This window comes from Nonomuraea indica, assembly GCF_002850745.1.
GTDB lineage: Bacteria > Actinomycetota > Actinomycetes > Streptosporangiales > Streptosporangiaceae > Nonomuraea > Nonomuraea indica.
In genome coordinates, this window is record NZ_KZ559468.1 from 23,954 (window position 1) to 43,500 (window position 19,547).

General features: G+C 73.3%; 15 protein-coding genes. 8 read left to right on the forward strand and 7 right to left on the reverse strand.

Annotated elements, in window-relative coordinates; all coding sequences use genetic code 11:
• Positions 1-149 precede the first annotated feature (149 nt).
• The 5 genes from CXR44_RS07940 to CXR44_RS07960 all read left to right on the forward strand — a co-directional run bounded on the left by CXR44_RS07940 (position 150) and on the right by CXR44_RS07960 (position 5,660).
• Complete coding sequence (locus tag CXR44_RS07940) at positions 150-1,259, forward strand: glycoside hydrolase family 18 protein (protein ID WP_101784274.1); 1,110 nt, start codon at positions 150-152, stop codon at positions 1,257-1,259.
• A gap of 96 nt (positions 1,260-1,355) precedes the next feature.
• Positions 1,356-2,435, forward strand: coding sequence for a sensor histidine kinase (locus tag CXR44_RS07945; protein ID WP_101784275.1), 1,080 nt, complete (start codon positions 1,356-1,358; stop codon positions 2,433-2,435).
• Positions 2,432-3,604, forward strand: a complete 1,173-nt coding sequence (locus CXR44_RS07950; RefSeq protein WP_101784276.1) for a sensor histidine kinase — start codon at positions 2,432-2,434, stop codon at positions 3,602-3,604. Before CXR44_RS07945 ends, CXR44_RS07950 begins: the two co-directional genes overlap by 4 nt.
• A complete protein-coding gene (locus CXR44_RS07955; protein ID WP_101784277.1) occupies positions 3,601-4,200 on the forward strand; it encodes a response regulator transcription factor in 600 nt (199 codons plus the stop codon). Before CXR44_RS07950 ends, CXR44_RS07955 begins: the two co-directional genes overlap by 4 nt.
• A gap of 59 nt (positions 4,201-4,259) precedes the next feature.
• The gene (locus CXR44_RS07960; protein WP_101784278.1) at positions 4,260-5,660 is read left to right on the forward strand and encodes a sugar porter family MFS transporter; all 1,401 of its coding nucleotides are present in this window, start codon (positions 4,260-4,262) and stop codon (positions 5,658-5,660) included.
• Between the two features lie 38 nt (positions 5,661-5,698).
• Here CXR44_RS07960 and CXR44_RS07965 read toward each other — a convergent pair whose 3' ends face one another.
• The 4 genes from CXR44_RS07965 to CXR44_RS07980 are packed head-to-tail and all read right to left on the reverse strand — an operon-like array spanning position 5,699 to position 7,774.
• Entirely contained in the window at positions 5,699-6,154 is a 456-nt protein-coding gene (locus tag CXR44_RS07965) for a nuclear transport factor 2 family protein (protein WP_101784279.1), read from the reverse strand.
• 24 nt (positions 6,155-6,178) lie between these two features.
• The gene (locus CXR44_RS07970; RefSeq protein ID WP_101784280.1) at positions 6,179-6,370 is read right to left on the reverse strand and encodes a ferredoxin; all 192 of its coding nucleotides are present in this window, start codon (positions 6,368-6,370) and stop codon (positions 6,179-6,181) included.
• An 11-nt stretch (positions 6,371-6,381) separates the two neighbouring features.
• Positions 6,382-7,314 carry a pyridoxamine 5'-phosphate oxidase family protein gene (locus tag CXR44_RS07975; RefSeq protein WP_245899073.1) on the reverse strand — a complete coding sequence of 311 codons (933 nt, stop codon included), beginning with the start codon at positions 7,312-7,314 and terminating at the stop codon, positions 6,382-6,384.
• A 7-nt stretch (positions 7,315-7,321) separates the two neighbouring features.
• Positions 7,322-7,774 carry a VOC family protein gene (locus CXR44_RS07980; RefSeq protein WP_101784281.1) on the reverse strand — a complete coding sequence of 151 codons (453 nt, stop codon included), beginning with the start codon at positions 7,772-7,774 and terminating at the stop codon, positions 7,322-7,324.
• A gap of 100 nt (positions 7,775-7,874) precedes the next feature.
• On the opposite strand from CXR44_RS07980, the gene CXR44_RS07985 reads away from it, so the two are divergent.
• Positions 7,875-8,600, forward strand: a complete 726-nt coding sequence (locus CXR44_RS07985; protein WP_245898953.1) for a CGNR zinc finger domain-containing protein — start codon at positions 7,875-7,877, stop codon at positions 8,598-8,600.
• Positions 8,601-8,710: 110 nt separating this feature from the next.
• On the opposite strand, the gene CXR44_RS07990 is transcribed toward CXR44_RS07985, so the two are convergent.
• Together CXR44_RS07990 and CXR44_RS07995 are read right to left on the reverse strand one after the other, a co-directional pair.
• Positions 8,711-10,141 carry a non-reducing end alpha-L-arabinofuranosidase family hydrolase gene (locus CXR44_RS07990; protein ID WP_245898955.1) on the reverse strand — a complete coding sequence of 477 codons (1,431 nt, stop codon included), beginning with the start codon at positions 10,139-10,141 and terminating at the stop codon, positions 8,711-8,713.
• Positions 10,142-10,360: 219 nt separating this feature from the next.
• Positions 10,361-11,815, reverse strand: coding sequence for an endo-1,4-beta-xylanase (locus tag CXR44_RS07995; RefSeq protein WP_180903242.1), 1,455 nt, complete (start codon positions 11,813-11,815; stop codon positions 10,361-10,363).
• 453 nt (positions 11,816-12,268) lie between these two features.
• Here CXR44_RS07995 and mug point away from each other — a divergent pair, with 453 nt between their 5' ends.
• The gene (gene mug / locus CXR44_RS08000) at positions 12,269-12,769 is read left to right on the forward strand and encodes a G/U mismatch-specific DNA glycosylase (protein ID WP_101784284.1); all 501 of its coding nucleotides are present in this window, start codon (positions 12,269-12,271) and stop codon (positions 12,767-12,769) included.
• Between the two features lie 300 nt (positions 12,770-13,069).
• Entirely contained in the window at positions 13,070-16,483 is a 3,414-nt protein-coding gene (locus CXR44_RS08005; RefSeq protein ID WP_245898956.1) for a M28 family peptidase, read from the forward strand.
• 143 nt (positions 16,484-16,626) lie between these two features.
• Here CXR44_RS08005 and CXR44_RS08010 read toward each other — a convergent pair whose 3' ends face one another.
• The gene (locus tag CXR44_RS08010; RefSeq protein ID WP_101784285.1) at positions 16,627-19,497 is read right to left on the reverse strand and encodes an ATP-binding protein; all 2,871 of its coding nucleotides are present in this window, start codon (positions 19,495-19,497) and stop codon (positions 16,627-16,629) included.
• Between the last annotated feature and the right edge of the window lie 50 nt (positions 19,498-19,547).

Below are 19,547 nucleotides of genomic sequence, written 5' to 3' on the forward strand. Positions count from 1 at the left end.
GACGCCATTATCGGCACAGAGCGGACGGCATCCGGAGAATGCCCCCACGCCGCCCCCGATGCTTGCTAGCGTCTGCCGCCTGCGCTGTGTAACCACGTGACGACTCGGGGTGGGCCATGTCGGGTACGCGACACCAGCGGGGGCCGGGCATGCTCCCGCGCCCTCTCGCCCTCCTCGCCGCGCTGGCGCTGTCCGGGACGACCGGGGTGGTGATCGGGTTGCTGCCCGGCCGGGCGCAGCCCGACGCCGGGCCCGGCTCCCCGTCCGTCCACGTGGCCGGGTCCGGCACGGCCGCCGGCCGTCCGCCCGGTACGCCCGGTCCGCCGGACGCCGACGCCGCGGGCGGGCCGGCCGTGGCGGAGGGGGCGTTCGTCGCCTTCGTGGACGCCGCCCGCCTGCCGGTGCCCGGCCTCGCCGCCCACGCCCGCCGCACCGGCCTGCGCCGCTACGCCGTGGGCCACGTGATCGCCGAGCCCGGCGGCTGCGTCCCGCGCTGGGCCGGCGCGGCCCCCGCCGGCGGCGCGGCGGTCGCGTTCGGCGCCCTGCGCGGGCCGTTCGCCGACCTGCGCGCCGTCGGGGGCGAGGCCGGGCTGGTGCTCGGCGGGCCCGCGGGCCGCGGGCTGGCCGGGGCGTGCTCCACCGCCGACGACCTCGCCGCCGCCTACCGCTCGCTCGTCACCGCCACCGGCGCGGCGTTCCTGGACTTCGAGGTGCGCGACGGCGCCGACCACGCCGCCGCCGAACGCCGGGCCCGCGCCGTCCGCGCGCTGCAGGAGGAGTTGCCGGTGCGGGTCGGCTTCACGCTGGAGCTCCACCCGTACGGGCTGGCGGCGCAGGACGTCGAGCTGCTCCGGCTCACCCACCGGCTCGGCGCCGACGTCACCACCGTCAACCTCCTGGCCCCCGTCCAGGCGCCCGAGCCGGGCACGCCGCTCCCGGTGCGCGAGGTGGCCGCCTCGTGGGACCAGCCGGCCGGCCGGTCGGGCGCGGGGACGCCCGACGCCCGGTTACGCCGGGTGGCCGCCGCCGTCCGGGTGGCGCGCGACCAGGTCGCGGCCGCCCAGAACCTGTCCGGAGCCGGCGAGGCGGGACGCCGGATCGCGTTGACTCCCGTGCTCGACGAGCCCCACGGCCTGAGCGAGACCGACGCCCGCAAGCTGTCGGCGTTCGCCGACCGCCACGGCCTCGCCTGGCTCTCCCTGCGCGGCGTCCGGCAGGACCCGGCCGTGACCCGCATCCTGTGGCGTACTCCTGCCTGAACTGTAGGATCTCGCACGAAAGCGATGATTTTGCGGTGAGGGGGAGGGGCGGTGACGGCCCGGCCGGACACAGCGAGGAAGGTCCTCCTCTCCTGGATGGACGCCATGGTCGTCCTGTTCGCGCTCGGACTCACCGCCTACATCGCGTTACGGACGGCCCAGGGCCGGATCTCGCTCCCGCGCGCCGTGAGCGCCGAAGCCTGCCTGCTGACCGTGTTCGGCCTCTTCCCGTTCGTGCTGCGCGACGCCTTCGACGCCCGGCCACGCCCCCTGGTGAAGCTCACCGTCTCCGGACTCGCGGCGGCCATGGCCGTCGCGCTCGTCCCGGCGCCGCCCGAGGGCGCCACCGGGGAGGGCTCCTGGGCGATGGTGGCGTTCCTGTGGCTGTCGGTGGCGATCCTCCACCTGCCCGCCTGGGGGGCGCTGGGCCTGGGCGTCGTGGTGGTCGGCCTGACCGCCTCGTACGTCGTCGTGGTCACCGGCCGGCCCTGGCCGGGCGTCCTGCTCACCGAGGCGCTGACCGCCGTCCTGATGGCTGTGGCCATGTGGTTGTGGCGCTGGCTGTGGTGGACCATCAGGGAGGCCAACGACAGCAAGGAGGCCAAGGCCCGGTTGGCCGTCTCCGAGGAGCGGCTGCGCTTCGCCCGTGACCTGCACGACCTGCTCGGCCACAGCCTGTCCGTCATCACGCTCAAGAGCGAGCTGGCCGCCAAGCTCGCCACCAAGGACGCCGCGCGGGCGGCGCGCGAGATGGCCGACGTGCGCAGGCTCGTCGCCGAGTCGCTCACCGAGGTCCAGCACGCCGTGGACGGCTACCAGACGCTGGACCTCGACGAGGAGCTCGCCGGCGTGCGGGCCGCGCTGGAGGCGGCGGGCACCCGCTGCACCGTCGAGGCGCGGGCCGGTGACCTGTCGCCCGCCGCGCGGGCGCTGCTGGCCTGGGCGGTGCGCGAGGGCGGCACCAACGTGCTCAAGCACAGCACGGCCACCCGGTGCGAGATCACCATCGACGGCGGGGTGCTGGAGATGCGCAACGACGGTGTCCGGCGACCGGCCGCCGAGCCGGGCAGCGGCCTGCGCGGGCTGGCCGAGCGGATGACGACCGCGGGCGGCTCGCTCACCGCGGCCGGGACGCCGGACGGTGGGTTCCTGCTCCGGGCGGCGGTGCCCGCATGATCCGGCGCGTCGCCCGCCGGCTCGGCCCGTTCGCCCGCCGGCTCGGCCCGTTCGCCCGCCGGCTCGGCCCGTTCGCCCGGACGGCGAGCAAGCTCGACAAGGTCCGCTGGCTGATCGTCTACTCGACCGACTTCGTCAACCTGATCGCCCTCCTCGGTCTGTACGACGTGTACCTGCGGTGGCAGACGGTCGGCCTGCCGGTCGCCATAGCGATCCTGGCCGCGGTCCTGCTGGTGGTGCTCGTCGTGCTGGCCGGGCGGACGTTCCGGGTCGCCGTCCGGGGCGGCCCGCGGCCCACGGCCGTCCTCGCGGTCGCCGGGGTGATCACGCTGCTGCTGAGCGTCATCCCGCTCGTGTACGCGATCGCGCTCTGGCTCGCCATGCTGGCGCCGTTCGTGCGGGGGCGCACCCTCGTCCTCGCGTCCGCCGGCACGGTGGTGCTGCTCAACGGCTACGTCACGGTGGCCGACGGCCGCCTGTACCCGCCGCTCGTCCTCATCCAGATCGTGCTGACGGCGATCGTGACCGGCGCCGTCCTGGCCAACCTGGCGCTGTGGCGGGTGGCTCGGGAGGCGCACGAGGGGCAGGAGGCCAAGGCCCGGCTGGCGGTCTCCGAGGAGCGGTTGCGCTTCGCCCGCGACCTGAACGACCTGCTCGGCCAGAGCCTCACCGGCATCTCCGGCAGGACCGCGGGCGCGGAGGAGAAGCTGGGCGACGACCCCGCCGCGGCCGCCGCCGAGATGTTCGAGGTCCGCGACCTGGCCCGGCAGGCGCTGCGCGAGGTCCGCGCCGCCGTGCAGAACTACCGCGCCCTGGATCTCGACGAGGTGCTCTCCAGCGTGCGGGCGGTGCTGGAGGCCGCCGGCGTGCGCTGCGTCGTGGACGCCGACACCGCCTCCCTGGCGCCCGAGACCCGCACGCTGCTGGCCACCGTCGTCCGCGAGGGGGCCACGAACGTGCTCAAGCACAGCAGGGCCGAGCACTGCAGGATCACGATCAAGGACGGAGTGCTGGAGATGTCCAACGACGGAGTGAACGGCCCCGCCGGCGACCCCAACCCGAACGGGCTCGGCGGGCTGTCCCAGCGCGTCGGCGCCGCGGGCGGCTCGTTGTCGGCCGGGCCCACGCGCGAGGGCACCTTCCTGCTCCGGGCGGCGGTGCCGGCATGACGACGCGCGTGCTGCTGGCCGACGACGAGCACCTCATCCGCGGCGCCCTGGCCGCCCTGCTCGACCTGGAGGACGGCATCGAGGTCGTCGCGCAGGTCGGCCGGGGCGACGAGGTGCTGGCCGCCGTCGCCGAGCACCGGCCGGACGTCGCGGTGCTCGACATCGAGATGCCCGGCATGGACGGGCTGAGCGCGGCCGAGCAGATCAGCTCCCTGTGCAGGATCGTGATTCTCACCAGCCTGGGCCGTCCCGGCTACCTGCGCCGGGCGATGGCCGCCGGCGTCAGCGGGTTCCTCGGCAAGGACGCCTCCGCCGAGGAGCTGGCCATGGCCATCCGCAAGGTTCAGACGGGCGGCCGGTACCTCGACGCCGAACTGGCCGCCGCCGCGATGGCCGCGGGCGACAGCCCGCTCACCGAGCGCGAACGCGACGCGCTGCGGCTGGCCAGCGACGGCGCGGCCATCTCCCGGATCGCCGCCGAGCTGCACCTGACGGAGGGAACGGTGCGCAACTACCTGTCCAGCGCCATGACGAAGCTGGGCGCCCAGAACCGGCTGGAGGCGATCCGCACCGCTCAGCGCATGGGCTGGCTGTGACGTTCGTGCCATAAAGGCCGTTTCACCGGGTAGGGGCCGTCCCCTGGGGAGGGGCGGAGATGGCTACTCGGGACACACACCAGGAGCACCTCGGCCACGTCGTCTTCATCACGGCGGCGGCGGCCATCGGCGGGTTCCTGTTCGGCTACGACAGCTCCGTGATCAACGGAGCCGTCGTCGGCATCCAGAAACACTTCGCCGTGGGGCCTGTGGAGATCGGCATCGTGGTCGCCATCGCGCTCCTCGGCTCGGCCGTCGGCGCCTGGACCGGCGGTCGCCTGGCCGACCGCTGGGGACGCACCCGGACGATGCAGGTGGCGGCGGCGCTGTTCGCCATCAGCTCCATCGGGCAGATGCTCCCGTTCACCGTCTATGACCTCGCCCTGTGGCGGGTGCTGGCCGGTGTCGCGATCGGCATGGCGTCCGTGCTCGGGCCCGCCTACATCGCCGAGGTGGCGCCACCGGCCTACCGGGGCCGCCTGGGGTCGTTCCAGCAGCTCGCCATCGTGCTCGGCATCGCCGTCTCCCAGCTGGTCAACTACGTGATCGCGCGGCTGGCCGGCGGCGACGTCAACAACCCGCTGTGGGGGCTGGAGGCCTGGCAGTGGATGCTGGGCGCGTGCGTCGTTCCGGCGTTGCTCTACTGGCTGTTCGCCGCGAACATCCCCGAGTCGCCCCGCTACCTCGTGATGGCCGGCCGCGACCAGCAGGCGCGCAAGGTGCTCGCCGAGGTCGAGGGCGCGGGCGTGGACCTGGACGTCCGCCTGCGGGAGATCCACCAGGTGCTGCGGACCGAGGAGAAGCCGACGCTGCGCGACCTGCGCGGCTCGGCGCTGGGTCTGCTGCCGATCGTGTGGGTGGGCATCATCCTGTCGGTGTTCCAGCAGTTCGTCGGCATCAACGTGATCTTCTACTACTCGTCGGTGCTGTGGCAGTCGGTCGGCATCACGCAGGCCAACTCGCTGCTGATCAGCTTCTCCAGCTCCGTCATCAACATCATCGGCACGTTCATCGCCATCGCGCTGGTGGACCGGATCGGGCGCAAGCCGCTGCTGCTCATCGGCTCGGCGGGCATGGCCGTCTCGCTGGCCACGGCCGCCTGGGCGTTCAGCGCCGCCGAGACGGTGAACGGCTCGCCGCAACTGCCCAGCCCGCAGGGTCCGATCGCGCTGGTGGCCGCCAACGCGTTCGTGCTCTTCTTCGCCCTGTCGTGGGGCGTGGTGGTCTGGGTGCTGCTGGGCGAGATGTTCCCCAACCGGATCCGGGCCGCCGCTCTCGGCGTCGCGGCCTCGGCGCAGTGGATCGCCAACTGGGCGATCACGGTGACCTTCCCGGTCCTGTCCGAGTGGAACCTGCCGCTCACCTACGCCATGTACGCGGGCTTCGCGGTGCTGTCGTTCCTGTTCGTCACGCGCTGGGTCCGCGAGACGAAGGGACGGCGGTTGGAGGAGATGGGCTGACCCGGCCGCCACCAGCCGGTGGCGGCCGGCGCGGGCCGTCAGGCGAGCGGGATCGGCGTGTCGTCCTCGTCCGCCCGGCGCGGGCCGAAGATCCGCCGGTCGGCGGCGGTGATGGCGACGTCGTTGATGCTCGCCTCCCGCCGCCGCATCAGGCCCTCCGCGTCGAACTCCCACAGCTCGTTGCCGTAGCTGCGCCACCATCGCCCGTCCGCGTCATGCCATTCGTACTGGAAGCGGACGGCGATGCGGTCGCCGGTGAACGCCCACAGCTCCTTGCGCAGGGCGTAGTCGAGCTCCCTTTCCCACTTGCGGGTGAGGAAGGCGACGATCTCCTCCCGGCCGCTGACGAACACGTCACGGTTGCGCCAGACGGAGTCGGGAGTGTAGGCGAGCGCCACACGGTGCGGGTCGCGGGTGTTCCACGCGTCCTCGGCGGCCCGCACCTTGGCGCGGGCCGTCTCGGCGGTGAACGGCGGGACGGGTGGTCGGGTCATGGTCTTCCTTCCTGTGGCTGCCGCTCAGTCGTGCCGCACGGCGATGGCCTGGACCGGGCAGGCGCGGACGGCCAGCTCGATGTCGCCGGTCAGGGCGTCGTCCGGCGCGGCGTCGTAGGTCAGGACGTCGTCGCCGTCGAGGCCGAACACGTCGGGCGCGGCGTACACGCACTGGGCGTGGGTCTGGCAGAGGGTCATGTCGACGTGGACGCGCATGGCGGCTCCCTTCAGGGGGCGACGGGCGGGTTGAACCGGGAGTACGCCCCGAACGTCCAGCGCTGCGGGACGGCCCCGGCGACCTCGACGACCTGCTCGACGTCGAAGTCGACCAGCCGCTGCGCGCCGGGCACCCCCGCGGCCCGCTCCGGGTCCCAGTCGACCCGGGCGCGGCCGGTCAGGTGCAGCGCGCGACCGCCCTCCCAGTCGAGGAACAGCAGCCCGCAGCGGGGGTCGAGCTCCAGGTTGCCCAGGGTCATGAACATGGCGTTGCCGACGTAGTCGGGCCAGGACAGCCGGCGGGCGCCGGTCGCCCGGACGAAGCCGGGAGCGCCGCCCCGGTGCGAGGCGTCGGCGCCCTTGCCCGGCGCGCGGGTGGCCACGAAGAACGTGTCGGCGCCCGTGATCCAGCGCAGCTGGCCGTCGTCCGGCTGCTCGCTCCAGGTGGCCGCCACGGGCTTCGCCGGGGCGTCGTCGCCGGCGGGTGTACGAGTCTGGATGTACTTGGGGCAGTTGGCGTACACCTGTTCCGTACGGACCACGAGACCGGAGCCGTCGCGGCGGGCGCGGCCGTTGACGCGCATCCTCTTGCGGCTGCCCGGCTCCAGCGCCAGCATCCCGATGTCGCGCTCCTCGTCGAACCGGCCGGCCAGCGGGTCGCCGGCGACGGGCAGCCGGTCCACCGTGACGGTCCGCTCGTCGGGCGCGGCGGCGAACCCGGGCGGCCCGGCCAGCGGGCTCGCCCAGACGGCCCCGCCGGCGTCCGCGGCGGCGATCACGAGCAGCCGCTGCCGGGCGAGGAACTCCGCGGCCACGGCCGGCACGAACGCCCGCACCCCGGCCGATCCCCAGCCGGAGCGGGTGAACCCGGCCCGCCGCTGCACCGCCGTCTCTCCCTCGTGCGTCATCTCGTGCGTCATCTCGGGTGTCATCACGGGCGTCATCACGGGCCTAGAAGAACCCGCAGGTCGGAGCGCCCTGCGTGGGAGCCGGCGCGGCGTCCGCCCCGCTGGGGGCGGAGATCTCCAGGCGGATGCCGTCGGGGTCGGTGAAGAACACGCCACCGGACGACGCGCCCTCGCGGTGCGGCACGACCCCGTCGTAGACGAGGGTCGCGCCGAGCTCGCGCAGCACCTCCTCGGCCCGGCGCACCGCCTCGATGTCGGGCACCTGGAACGACAGGTGGTGCAGGCCCGGCCGGTCGGTCGGGAACTCGCCGCTGCTCTGCTGCCACAGCGTGACCATCAGCCTGCCCTCGCGGCCGAGGAGGGCGAAGCGGCGGTCGCCGCCGGTCTGCTCGCTGATCACTTCGAGCTCGAAGACCCGCTGGTAGAAGGCGGTGGAGCGGGCCAGGTCGGTGACGTTCAGGCCGATGTGGCCGGTCTGCGGCGCGGGCGTGCCCATGCGGAACCTCCGGAACTTTCTAATGGTCTACTGCGTTGTTCTCCATTAGAAGAGTGGGGGAGATTCCTCACGTCGTCAACTGTTGGGTAGCGTGAGAAACGTGGATGTGGCCGATTTCACCGGCGGGGGAGCTCCGCTGCTCGGAGAGCCGCCGCCCATCGAGCTGGCCAACACCGCCCACGCGGTGCGCGGCCGCCGCCGGGACGGCCTGCTCACGACCGAGCACCTGGCCGCCTGGCTGCGGGACATGCGACCGCGCCTGGCGGTCCCGCTGACGGACGCGGACCTGCGCGGAGTGACCGACGACGATCTGGCGCGGGCCAGGGAGCTCCGCGACGCCGTCCGCAGCCTGGCCGCCGCCACGGCCACCCTCTGCGCCGCCCACGACGGCGACAGGGAGGCCGGGGGCGCCGGGGAAGACGGCGTCGCGGCCACCCGGACCACCGGCGCCGACCTCGCGGAGCCCAGGCCGGGCAGCCGGGCCACCCCGCCGACGCCCGGCCACCCGGTGCTCGACCCCCGGGCGGCCGAGACGCTGAACCGTCACGCGAGGCGCTCGCCGCGCTGGCGCGAGCTGCTCCTCGACCCCGAGCCGCACGCGGTGGTGCGCAGCGCGGACCGGCCCGTCGCCGCGGCTCTGGCGGCGCTCGCCGAGGAGGCGATCGACCTCTTCGCCGGACCCGTCCGGCACAAGCTGCGCGCCTGCCAGGGGCCGGGCTGCATCCTGCACTTCGTCCGCGAGTCCCCCCGGCGCGAATGGTGCTCGCCCGGCTGCGGCAACCGCGCCCGCGCCGCCCGCCACTACGCCAAGGTCCGCCGCCCCTGATCGACGACGCCGGCCGCGGCGGCACGAGGTGAGCTGCGCCAGGGCGGCCGGACAAGGCTCCGCGGGCACGGCGGATGCTCCGCGCCGTGCCCGCGGCCCGTGTCACACCATCAGCGCCGCAGGGTCAGCAGACCTGGCCGGTAGGGCAGGAGGCCGTAGTCGCCGCCGGAGCTGGGGCTGCGACCCTGGTAGAGCAGCTGCAGGTTGCAGGGGTCGACGGTCATGGTCTGATCGGCGCTGGTACGGATCAGCTCACCGTGGCTGATGTCGTTGGTCCAGGTGGCGCCGCTGTTGGCCTTGCCGGCGAAGGGATTGCTCTCGGTCGCGGCCTGCGGGGTCCACGAACCGCTCAGACTGGTGGCCGTGAACGAGCGGAAGTAGCGGCCCTGTGAGCCGATCGCCTCGACGATCATCAGGTATCGGTTCTGGCCCTGGAGCTTGTAGACCTGGACGGCTTCGAACAGGTTGTTCGTCGTGTCACTCATGATCACCGTCGAGGTGCTGCCGAAACTGCCCGGGAAGTTCCCGATGGGCATGGCGGCCCGGTAGATCTTGCCGTTGTCGCCGGCGAAGAACAGGTACATGTTCGTGCCGTCACCGATGAGCGTCTGGTCGATGGGCCCCGTTCCGGAGCCTGAGATGCTTCCGGAGAAGAGCACCTGCGGCGATGACCAGCCGTTCGGATCCGCGGGGTTGCTGGAGGTCCGGTAGGAGAAGGCGGTCCCGCCCCACTGGTAGGCGAGCACCCAGATGTTCTTCGGAGCGAAGTGGAGGAGCGTGGGCGCGACAGTGGCGGAGGACATCGCGTTCTGGCCGGCCGAGGCCATGTCCGACCAGTTGGTGAAGGGGCTGAAATTCATCGAGCCCCACCGCGTGCCCGTGTCGTGTGTCGTGGCGTAGACGAGATGCCTGCCGTTGTAGGGGGCGACGGTGAAGTCCTTGAGGGAGACCCACCCCGCCTTCGGGGTCGCCAGCGGGCCCGTCGAGGTCCAGCGGTACGTCGAGGGCAGATCGCAGGTCCCGGGGTTGCCGCCGTCGACGCGGACGAGCCGCCACTGCTGGTTGGCGCCGCCCCAGTCGTCGTACTGGACGATGTTGGCGCCGTCGGCGGTGGAGGCGCCCTGGACCTCGACGGCCTTGTTGCTGTGGCGCGAGACGAACCTCACGTACCCGTCCGGGCTGTCGGCCAGCCGCCACTGCTGGTTGGTGCCGTTGAGATCGGCCCACTGGACGATCGCGCCGCCGTTGGCGGTCGAGAAGTTGTGGACGTCGAGCACCTTGCCGGAGTGGCGGGACCTGATGCGATAGAAGCCGCCGCCGGAGTCGACGAACTGCCACTGCTGCTGGTTCTGGTCGTTCCTGGCCCACTGGGTGATGCGGCCGCCGTCGGCCGTCGAGAGGTTGTAGACGTCCAGGGCCTTGCCGCTGTTGCGGTTGACGAGGACGTACCAGGCGTTGGTGTCGACGGTGGCCGCGTGGGCGGGCCGGGTCTGATGGGCGACGAACAGGCTCGCCACCAGGGCGACCACCGCCGCGAGCACGGAGCTCCGACGTATCCGGTTTGGACGCGTTGTCATGGCTGGCTGGTGCCTTCCTCTGCTGCGTTAGCGCTAACATGATCCGGCGAGAGCAGCGCGGCGTACTGGAGACCTGCCTCCCGGGAGATCGGCCGCACCGCTCGTCGGGTGAAGGCCGCACCGAAGTGAGGGAACGGCGCTCGTCCGCGACGCCCGGATGCCCGAACGGGCGGTCGGCGGAGCCTACGCGGTGCCCGGGTTGTAGTCCCACCTCTGGTTGCCGCCGCCCCAGCAGCCGTACAGCTGCAGCCCCGTGCCGTTGCCGGTGCCGCCGCCGACGGCGTCCAGGCACAGCCCGGACTGCACGCCCACGATCGTGCCGTCGGAGTTGAGGCGCCACTTCTGGTTGTCGCCGCCCCAGCACGAGTAGATCTGGATCCTTGCGCCGTTGCCGGTGCCGCCGGCGTCCAGGCACTTGTCGCCGTACTTCAGCTCCCCGGCCGCGGTCCGGGTCCACCGCTGGTTGCTCTGACCGTTGCAGTCCCACAGCTGCACCGCGGTACCGTCGGCGGTCGCGGAGTTGGGCACGTCCACGCAGCGGCCGGAGGCCGTGTTCCTGATCTGTCCGGCGTCGCCCGGCGGCGGCGTCGTGCTGCCGCCGTTGAGCACGTCGAGCACCGCGGTGTAGGCGGCTTTCTTGTTGCCGTTGCCGTCGAAGAGCAGGGGAGTGGCGCCGGCGCCGAGCCAGGAGTCGCTGTCGCGAACCCCCCAGACCGAGATGCCGGTGCAGCGCGGCACCGCCAGGCAGTCGCGGACGACGTTGGCGTACGTGGTGGCCGAGCCGCCCTGGATGTCCAGCTCGGTGATCTGCACGTCGACCCCCAGCGCGGCGAAGCTCTGGATGGTCGTACGGTAGTTGCTGTTGTAGGGGCTGTTGGCGTTGAAGTGCGACTGCAGGCCGACGCAGTCGATCGGCACGCCGCGGGCCCTGAAGTCCCTGACCATGTTGTAGACGCCCTGGGTCTTGGCCCAGGTCCAGTTGTCGATGTTGTAGTCGTTGTAGCACAGCTTGGCGGCCGGGTCGGCGGCGCGCGCGGTGCGGAAGGCCACCTCGATCCAGTCGTTGCCGGTGCGCTGGAGGTTGGAGTCGCGCCGGCCGCCGGAGTTGCCGTCGGCGTAGGCCTCGTTGACCACGTCCCAGGCGTAGATCTTGCCCTTGTAGTGGCCCATGACGCCGTTGATGTGGTTGATCATCGCCTGGCGCAGCGAGCTTCCCGACAGCGACTGCATCCAGCCCGGCTGCTGGTTGTGCCAGGCCAGGGTGTGCCCGCGCACCCGCTTGCCGTTCTGCACGGCCCAGTTGTAAACCCGGTCGCCGGCGGTGAAGGTGAACTGTCCCCGGTTGGGCTCGGTGGCGTCGATCTTCATCTCGTTCTCGGCCGTCACCATGTCGAACTCGCGACCGGCGATCGTGGTGTAGGCGGAGTCGCCGAGCTTGCCCGAGGCGATGGCGGTGCCGAAGTAGCGGCCGCTCTGCGCGGCGGCCGCGCCGAGCGTGCTCGCGGCGGCATCGGCCGGGATCGCCGGTGCCAGTGCCGTGATCAGGCCGAGCGCGCCGAGCACGCCGGTGATCAGCGTACGGCGGCGCGCGCCGAGCGGCCGTCGGGCGGTAGGCGGGGACATGGCGTCGACACGCATGCTTGAGCCTCCTGTGCGGATCATGGGGAAAGGACGGGGCGGGACACCCCCCGGACGCTGCACCGGTCGCGCGGGGCCCACCGGGGCCGGTGGAGGAGTTCGCCTCGGGCACTCAGTGTGAGAAGCCGGTCGAAACATGTCAAGAAATGCTGAAATGTTTCGAAATGGGGTTGGGTTACCTGCGCCAGTTGAGTCGCTTGACGTGGCTATTACGGCCTTTGAAACTTTCGGCTGAACCGCCGGGACGGGTTCCGGGTGAAAGTTTCATGGTGACGCTCTCGCGTATCGGTCGCGTTCGATGGTCTGAGGCGGGCGCGCCAGGGTGTGCGGCGCGGGGGCCCTCCTCGTGCCGGCCGGCCCGCCCGAGGAGGGTAAGATTCGGGCGCGAATGGCGCCCGCCCGGCTGCGGCGACCGCGCCCGCGCCGCCCGCCACTACGCCAAGGTCCGCCGCCATGATCGACGACGTGCTCGGCCCCTCCCTCGACGTACTGTTCTGCGGCATCAACCCGGGACTGATGTCCGAGGCCACCGGCCACCACTTCGCCCGCCCGGGCAACCGTTTCTGGCCTGCCCTCCACCTGTCGGGCTTCACCCCCCGCCGCCTCGCCCCCTCCGAGCAGCACCTGCTCCCGCGGTACGGCCTCGGCATCACCAACGTGGTCGCCCGCCCCAGCGCCAAGGCGTCGGAGCTGACCCGCGAGGAACTGGTAGAAGGGGGCCGGCGGCTGGCGGCGCTGGTGGCCGAGGTCCGGCCCAAGATGCTCGCCGTCCTGGGCGTGTCGGCCTACCGCACGGCCTTCGCCTGCCCGAAGGCGGTCGTGGGCCCGCGGCCGGAGACGGTGGGCGGCGCGCCGGTCTGGGTCCTGCCGAACCCGAGCGGCCTCAACGCCCACTGGACGTTGGCGGGGATCGTGGAGGAACTGCGCCGGATGCGCGAACACACCGGGCGCTGACGGCGGCTCCGCCGAGCACCGCGGCGCCCGGCGTCCCTGAGTCACGAGCTCCCGCGCCGCGGACCGAGAGCGGGTGATGCCGGAATTATCGGTATGCCTACCGATAGTCCTACGGATGTTCGGCCGGGGCGGCAGCGCCTACCGTCTGGCGGCAGCAGGGGCGATCACACCCCCACGAAGGAAGACGCACGCCCTTCATCACCCCCCCTTCCCGGCAGGCCGTGCTCCCAGGCGATCCCTGCGGCGCGGCCGCGTACGCCCACCCGGGCGAGCGGCCGGGAAAGCCGAAAGGAGCACAGCGTGAAACGCAAGCCACTGGCAGCCGCGGCCGTGGGAGTCGCCACGGCCGCGGCCATGGTGTTATCCGTCTTACCCGCGCACGCGGCACCTCCGGGAGCCAGCGGAGCCGGCGGTCAGGCGCGCGCCGCCGCGGCCGATCCGAAGTCGCAGGCCGCCGCCGTCGCCGACCGGGCGGTCGCCAGCGGCTTCGACGAGCTGGCCAAGGGTCCCGACGAGGCGTACCGCAGGCTGAACGTGGTCCGTGGCGCCGGTGACATGTTCTTCGTCTCCTACGAGCGCACGTACAAGGGGCTGCCGATGGTCGGCGGCGACGCCGTCGTCGTCACCGACTCCGCCGGGCGCGTCCGCGACACCGTCGCCGAGTCCGGCCCCACACCGGGCGACGTGCCGACGACTCCCGAGATCGGTGCCGAGCGGGCCACCACGGTGGCCAGGACCCGGCTCTCGCGCGTGGACGACACCGAGGAACCGCGCCTGGTGGTGCTCACCTGGGGCGACAAGCCGCGGCTGACCTGGGAGACGGTCGTCGGCGGCCTCGCCGACGGCAGGCCGAGCATCCAGCACGTGTTCGTGGACGCCCGCACCGGCGAGGTCGCCGACTCCTACGACGTCGTCCGCGAGGGCACCGGCAACGGCCACTACTACGGGCAGGTCACCATCAACACGAGCGGCTCCGGCGGCTCGTACTCGATGACCGACCCGACCCGGCCCGGCATCAGGTGCGGCGGGCAGAACGGCTCCGCCTACACCGGCCCCGACGACTCCTGGGGCAACGGGCAGGGCACCAACCTGGAGACGGCCTGCGTCGACGCGCTGTACTCCGTCCAGCGCGAGTGGGACATGCTGCGCGACTGGCTCGGCCGTGACGGCATCAACGGCCAGGGCGGCGGCTTCCCCGCCCGCGTCGGCCTGAACCAGGTCAACGCCTACTGGAACGGCAGCTACACCAACTTCGGCCACAACCAGGCGAACACCCGCCAGGCCACCCCCATCGACGTGGTCGCCCACGAGTACGGCCACGCCATCTTCCAGACCACCCCCGGCGGCGCCGGCTCCGGCAACGAGAACGGCGGCATCAACGAGGCCACCGGCGACATCTTCGGCGCGGTCACCGAGCACTACGCCAACCACCCGAACGACGCGCCGGACTACCTGGTCGGCGAGGAGGTGGACCTCGTCGGCGACGGCCCGATCCGCAACATGTACAACCCGGGCGCGCTCGGCGACCCCAACTGCTGGTCCACCTCCATCCCCAGCACCGAGGTGCACGCCGCGGCCGGCCCGCTGAACCACTGGTTCTACCTGCTGGCCGAGGGCAGCAACCCCGGCGGCGGGAAGCCGTCCAGCCCGATCTGCTCCGGCGGCCCCTCCTCGGTGACCGGCATCGGCATCGAGAAGGCCGCCAAGATCTTCATGGGCGCGCTGAACCGCAAGACCTCCAGCTGGCGCTACGCCAACGTCCGCTCCGCCTCCGTGGCCGCGGCCGTGGAGCTGTTCGGCGCGGCCAGCGTCGAGTGCAACACCACCAAGGCGGCGTTCAGCGCGGTCAGCGTGCCGGTGCAGTCCGGCGAGCCCGCCTGCGGCACCCCCGGCAACGACTTCTCCCTGTCGCTCAGCCCGGCGTCCGGCACCGCCCAGCCCGGCCAGCAGGTGACCACCACGGTCAACACCCAGACCACGTCCGGCAGCCCGCAGACGGTGAACCTGTCCGCCTCCGGCCTGCCGAGCGGCGTCACGGCGAGTTTCAGCCCGACGTCGGTGACCTCCGGCAACTCCGCCACGCTGACGCTGACCGTCGGCGCGTCGGCGGCCCAGGGCACCTACCAGATCACCGTCACGGGCGCCGGGACGTCCTCGCACACCGCGGTCTACACGCTGCAGGTCGGCTCCGGCGGCCCCGGCGGTGACGATCCGCCGGACATCAGCCTCACCAACGTCAAGGCGCACCTGTCGCAGTTCCAGACGATCGCCACCGCCAACGGCGGCAACCGCAGGTCCACCGGCAGCGGCTACACCGCGTCCGTCTCGTACGTGGAGCAGAAGCTGCGTGCCGCCGGCTACACCGTGGTCCGGCAGAGCTGCGCCTCCGGCTGCACCAGCGGCTCCGGCCCCAACCTCATCGCCGACTGGCCCGGCGGCGACACCAACCAGGTGATCATGGCCGGCGCGCACCTGGACGGCGTGTCCGCCGGCCCCGGCATCAACGACAACGCCTCGGGCTCCGGAGCGCTGCTGGAGGTCGCGCTGGCGCTGGCCGCCGAGCGGCCCACCATGGCCAAGCACGTGCGGTTCGGCTGGTGGACCGACGAGGAGCAGGGCCTCAACGGCTCCGAGTACTACGTCAACTCGCTCTCCGCCACCGAACGATCGAGGATCAAGGCGTACTACAACTACGACATGGTCGGCTCGCCCAACGGCGGCTACTTCATCAACAACATCACCAGCGCGGTCGCCCAGCCGCTCAAGCAGTTCTACGACAACCTGAACCTGCAGCCGGAGGAGAACACCGAGGGCGCCAACCGCTCCGACGACGCCTCCTTCCGCAACGCGGGCATCGCCACCTCGGGCGTCGCCGCCGGCGCCAGCTACACCAAGAGCTCGGCGCAGGCGGCCAAGTGGGGCGGCACCGCGGGACGGGCGTACGACCCCTGCTACCACGCCGCGTGCGACACCATCTCCAACATCAACGACACCGTCCTCGACCGGGCCGCCGACGCGGCCGCCCACGCCATCTGGAAGCAGGCCGTAGGCGGCGGAACGCCGAGCCGCGACTTCTCGATGGCGGCCAACCCGGCGTCCGGCACCGTCCAGGCGGGCTCACCGGCCACCACGACCATCGGCACCACCACCACGGCCGGCGACCCGCAGGTGGTGAACCTGTCGGCGACGGGGCTGCCCACCGGAGCCTCCGCCTCCTTCAACCCCGCCTCGGTGACGTCGGGCGGCTCGTCCACCCTGACGATCACGACCGCCCCGACCACCCCCGCCGGCTCCTACACCGTCACCGTGACGGGCACCGGGCAGACGGCGACACGGTCCGCGACGTACGCGCTGACCGTCCAGGGCACCTCGGGCGGCCGGACGTTCACCAACGGCACCGACTACCAGATCCGGGACTACACCACCGTGCAGAGCCCGATCACCTCCACGGCGACGGGCGCCGCGACCTCACCGGTCAGGCTCTCCGTCACCGTCAACCACACCTGCGCCGAGGACCTCGACATCTGGCTGCGCGGACCCAACGGCCAGTGGTACGCGGTCGACCGGTACGGCGGCACGAGCTGCACGTCGTACGGCACCAGGACGTACACCGTCCCGGTCAGCCAGCAGGCGGCCGGCACCTGGATCCTCGAGATCGAGGACGTCTACAGCGGTGACACCGGCTACCTCGACACCTGGAGCATCACCGTCTGATCCCGCCCCACCGCAAGGCCCCGGCCGCCGGCCGGGGCCTTTCCCATCACCGGGGGCCGGACGACGCCCGTCACCGGGGGCCGGACGACGCCCGTGACAAGGGGGCGGGCGACGCCTCTGACAAGGGGGGCGGGCGTCACCCGTCACAGGGGCCAGGCGACGTCGTTGCGGGTGCGGACCCCCAGCTTGTGCAGCACCTTCGCCACGTGCGTGTCCACCGTGCGGCGCGACAGGAACAGCACCTCGGCGATCTCCCTGTTCGTCCGGCCCTGCGCGACCAGCCTGGCCACCTCGCGTTCCCTGGGCGACAGCCCGCCGCCCGCCGACCTGCGCCCCCGGCGCGGCGGGCAGCCGGCGCCGGCCTCCCGCAGCCGGTGCCGGCAGCGCGCCGCGTCGTGGGCGGCACCGAGCGCCGCGTACCGCTCCGCCGCGCCGGCGACGATCTCCGCCGCCCGGTCCAGCTGGCCGAGCTCCAGCCGGGCGAGCGCCTCCGCCTCCGCCGCCCGGGCCGCGCCGTAGGGGCACCCCATCGCCTCGTACGCCGCCCCGGCGCGGGCCAGGCACGCCACCGCCTCCGCGAACCGGCCGTCGGCGTGCGCCAGCGCGCCGCGCGCCACCTCCAGCGCGGCCACGGCCGACGGAGCGCTGCGGCCCTCGATCCCGGCCGCGAACTCCGCCACCAGCTCACCCGCCTCCTCGCGGCACGCGGCACGCACCAGCGCGGCGACGGCCGGCGGGACGAGCTGTTCGCCCCACACCCACACGCCCTTGCGGCGCAGCCGGGCCACCGCCGCGCGGGCCTCGGCGAGCGCCGCGTCCACCCGGTCGCGGGCCAGCAGCAGCTCGACCAGCCCGCCGGAGGCGGCGGCGGCCACCGGCAGGAAGGCCGAGTCGGGCTCCCGCACCCCGGCGTCCTCCAGATGGCGGCCGGCCTCCTCCCACTCGCCGCAGGCCAGCGCCAGCATGCCGAGGACGAGCTGCGCGTCCACGCCGAGCAGCGGCGTCTCCGGCATCATCTCGACGGCCGCGCCCGCCCGCTCCCGCAGCCCGGACCAGCGCCCGGTCAGCCAGTCGAGCCTGATGGACGACATCTCCACCAGGTAGACGGGGTACAGGGCGCCGCTCTCCTCGGCCAGCCGCCGTCCCAGCTCGGCGTACCGCCGGGCCGCGGCGTAGTGGCCGAGCGGGATCGCCGCGTCACACAGGTTGGAGTAGGCGCGGGCCACCTGCCGCCGGACCCCCGCCGACGGGTGGCCGACCGGCAGGGTGTCGGCCAGCACGAACGCCTCCGGCGAGCCGACCAGCATGGCGAAGGCGACCTTGTTGGCGTGCACCGTAGCCGTGAGCTCGGGGTCGCCGTCGGCGGCGACCAGGCTCTCGGACCGGTCCATCCACTCCTGGTGGGCGGAGATCGGCTCGGTGCCCCACGCCGGCATGGCCAGCAGCGCCAGCCCCCTGGCGGCCATGCCGGGCCGGTCCGCGAGGTCGGCCAGCGCGGCGAGCACCTCCTGACGCCCGGCGGCGATGGCGCCCGCCTGGTTGGCGAGCAGCACGCCCAAATTGAGCCGGGCCTCGCCGCGTACCTCCCGTGACAGGAAGTCGTCGGCGAGCAGGTGGCGCAGCAGCCGGACGACGCGCCGGTGGGACAGCCCGACCGTCGCCAGCCTGCTGAGCCGCAACGCCAGCGGCCCGCGGGCGTCGCGCGGCAGCTTGGGGTCGGCGAGCATGCCTTCCAGCAGCTCGACGGCGAGCGGGACGTCGCCGAGCGCGGCCGCCTGGTCGGCGGCGGCGCCGCCGTGGCGCCGCCAGGCGTCGAAGTCGCCCGCGCGCCGCGCGTGGTAGGCGATCTGGACGAGCGGCGGCTGGTCGAGCGCCGCCAGCGCATCCACGGCCCGCCGGTGGATCAGCCGCCGGTCGGGGCCGGGGATCGCGTCGTAGACGGCCTGCTGGGCGAGCGCGTGCCGAAAACCGTGCTGGCCGTCGGCGTGCTCCATGAGCACGCCCGCCTTCAGCGCCTCGCACAGCCCGGCGCCGTCCTGCGCGCCGACGTCCCCGGAGACGGCGGCGATCAGCGGCTCGTCGGCCGGCAGCTTGAGCACCGCCGCCGCCCGCACGACCCGCAGCGCGGCGGGGGACAGCCCGGCCAGCCGCTCGGCCATCGCCTCGCGCAGCAGCAGCGGCACCGCGATGCGGTCCAGCGCCTTGGGCTCCTCCCCGACCTCGCCGGCGGCGGCGCCGCCGGCGTCGGCGAGCAGCGAGCGGACCACCTCCTCCACCACGAACGGGACCCCGGCGGTGCGCTCGTGCAGCCGCGCCGCGAACGCCGCCGGCAGCCCGGCCCGGCCGAGCAGGCCGCCCGCCATGAGCGCGACGCCCGCCACGTCCAGCGGCGCCAGCTCCACCACCTCGCTGTTGACGCCCGGCGGGTGCCGGTACGCGTGCCCGAACGGCAGCCCCGGCACCGGCAGGTCCTCCCGCCGGAACGTCACCACCAGCGCCAGGCCCCCGGGCGGCTGGTCGGTGAGGAAGCGCAGCAGGTCCCGGGTGCCGTCGTCGGCCCAGTGCAGGTCCTCCACCACCAGCACGACCGGCCCCACGGCCGCCAGCAGCGCGTGGACGGCGCGGAACAGCCGGTGCCGCTCGGCGCGCGGGTCGTCGACCGGCGGCGGAGGCGGCGCCGGCGGCAGGTCGCCGGCCAGTTCGGGCAGGTAGCCGCGCAGCGCCCCCGTCACCGGGTTCAGCGCCGGCCCGGCGGGCAGGGCGGCCCCGGCGTGGCGCAGCGCGTCGAACACCGGCCCGTACGGGAACGGCTCCCTGAGCTGGTGGCAGTGGCCGACCAGCACGGTGCGCTCCCCCTCGGGCAGCAGCTCGACGGCCGCCCGGACCAGCCGCGTCTTGCCGATCCCCGCCTCGCCCTGCACCAGCGCCACCGCGGGCGGCCGGGTGATCGCGCGGAGCAGCGCGCCGAGCTGCGCGTCGCGTCCGACCAGCGCGGGGGGAGCGAGGGCCGTCATCTGAGTCTCCGGATCAGTGCGGCGTACCGGAACTCCGTTATCCACCACCG

What these genes read in the sequence shown, in the direction of transcription:
- CXR44_RS08010 (WP_101784285.1), bottom strand. Translation starts at nt 19,497, where the DNA reads ATGACGGCCCTCGCTCCCCCCGCGCTGGTCGGACGCGACGCGCAGCTC.
- CXR44_RS07950 (WP_101784276.1), top strand. Translation starts at nt 2,432, where the DNA reads ATGATCCGGCGCGTCGCCCGCCGGCTCGGCCCGTTCGCCCGCCGGCTC.
- CXR44_RS07960 (WP_101784278.1), top strand. Translation starts at nt 4,260, where the DNA reads ATGGCTACTCGGGACACACACCAGGAGCACCTCGGCCACGTCGTCTTC.
- mug (WP_101784284.1), top strand. Translation starts at nt 12,269, where the DNA reads ATGATCGACGACGTGCTCGGCCCCTCCCTCGACGTACTGTTCTGCGGC.
- CXR44_RS07965 (WP_101784279.1), bottom strand. Translation starts at nt 6,154, where the DNA reads ATGACCCGACCACCCGTCCCGCCGTTCACCGCCGAGACGGCCCGCGCC.
- CXR44_RS07980 (WP_101784281.1), bottom strand. Translation starts at nt 7,774, where the DNA reads ATGGGCACGCCCGCGCCGCAGACCGGCCACATCGGCCTGAACGTCACC.
- CXR44_RS07975 (WP_245899073.1), bottom strand. Translation starts at nt 7,314, where the DNA reads ATGACGCCCGTGATGACACCCGAGATGACGCACGAGATGACGCACGAG.
- CXR44_RS07970 (WP_101784280.1), bottom strand. Translation starts at nt 6,370, where the DNA reads ATGCGCGTCCACGTCGACATGACCCTCTGCCAGACCCACGCCCAGTGC.
- CXR44_RS07995 (WP_180903242.1), bottom strand. Translation starts at nt 11,815, where the DNA reads ATGCGTGTCGACGCCATGTCCCCGCCTACCGCCCGACGGCCGCTCGGC.
- CXR44_RS07945 (WP_101784275.1), top strand. Translation starts at nt 1,356, where the DNA reads ATGGACGCCATGGTCGTCCTGTTCGCGCTCGGACTCACCGCCTACATC.
- CXR44_RS07955 (WP_101784277.1), top strand. Translation starts at nt 3,601, where the DNA reads ATGACGACGCGCGTGCTGCTGGCCGACGACGAGCACCTCATCCGCGGC.
- CXR44_RS07940 (WP_101784274.1), top strand. Translation starts at nt 150, where the DNA reads ATGCTCCCGCGCCCTCTCGCCCTCCTCGCCGCGCTGGCGCTGTCCGGG.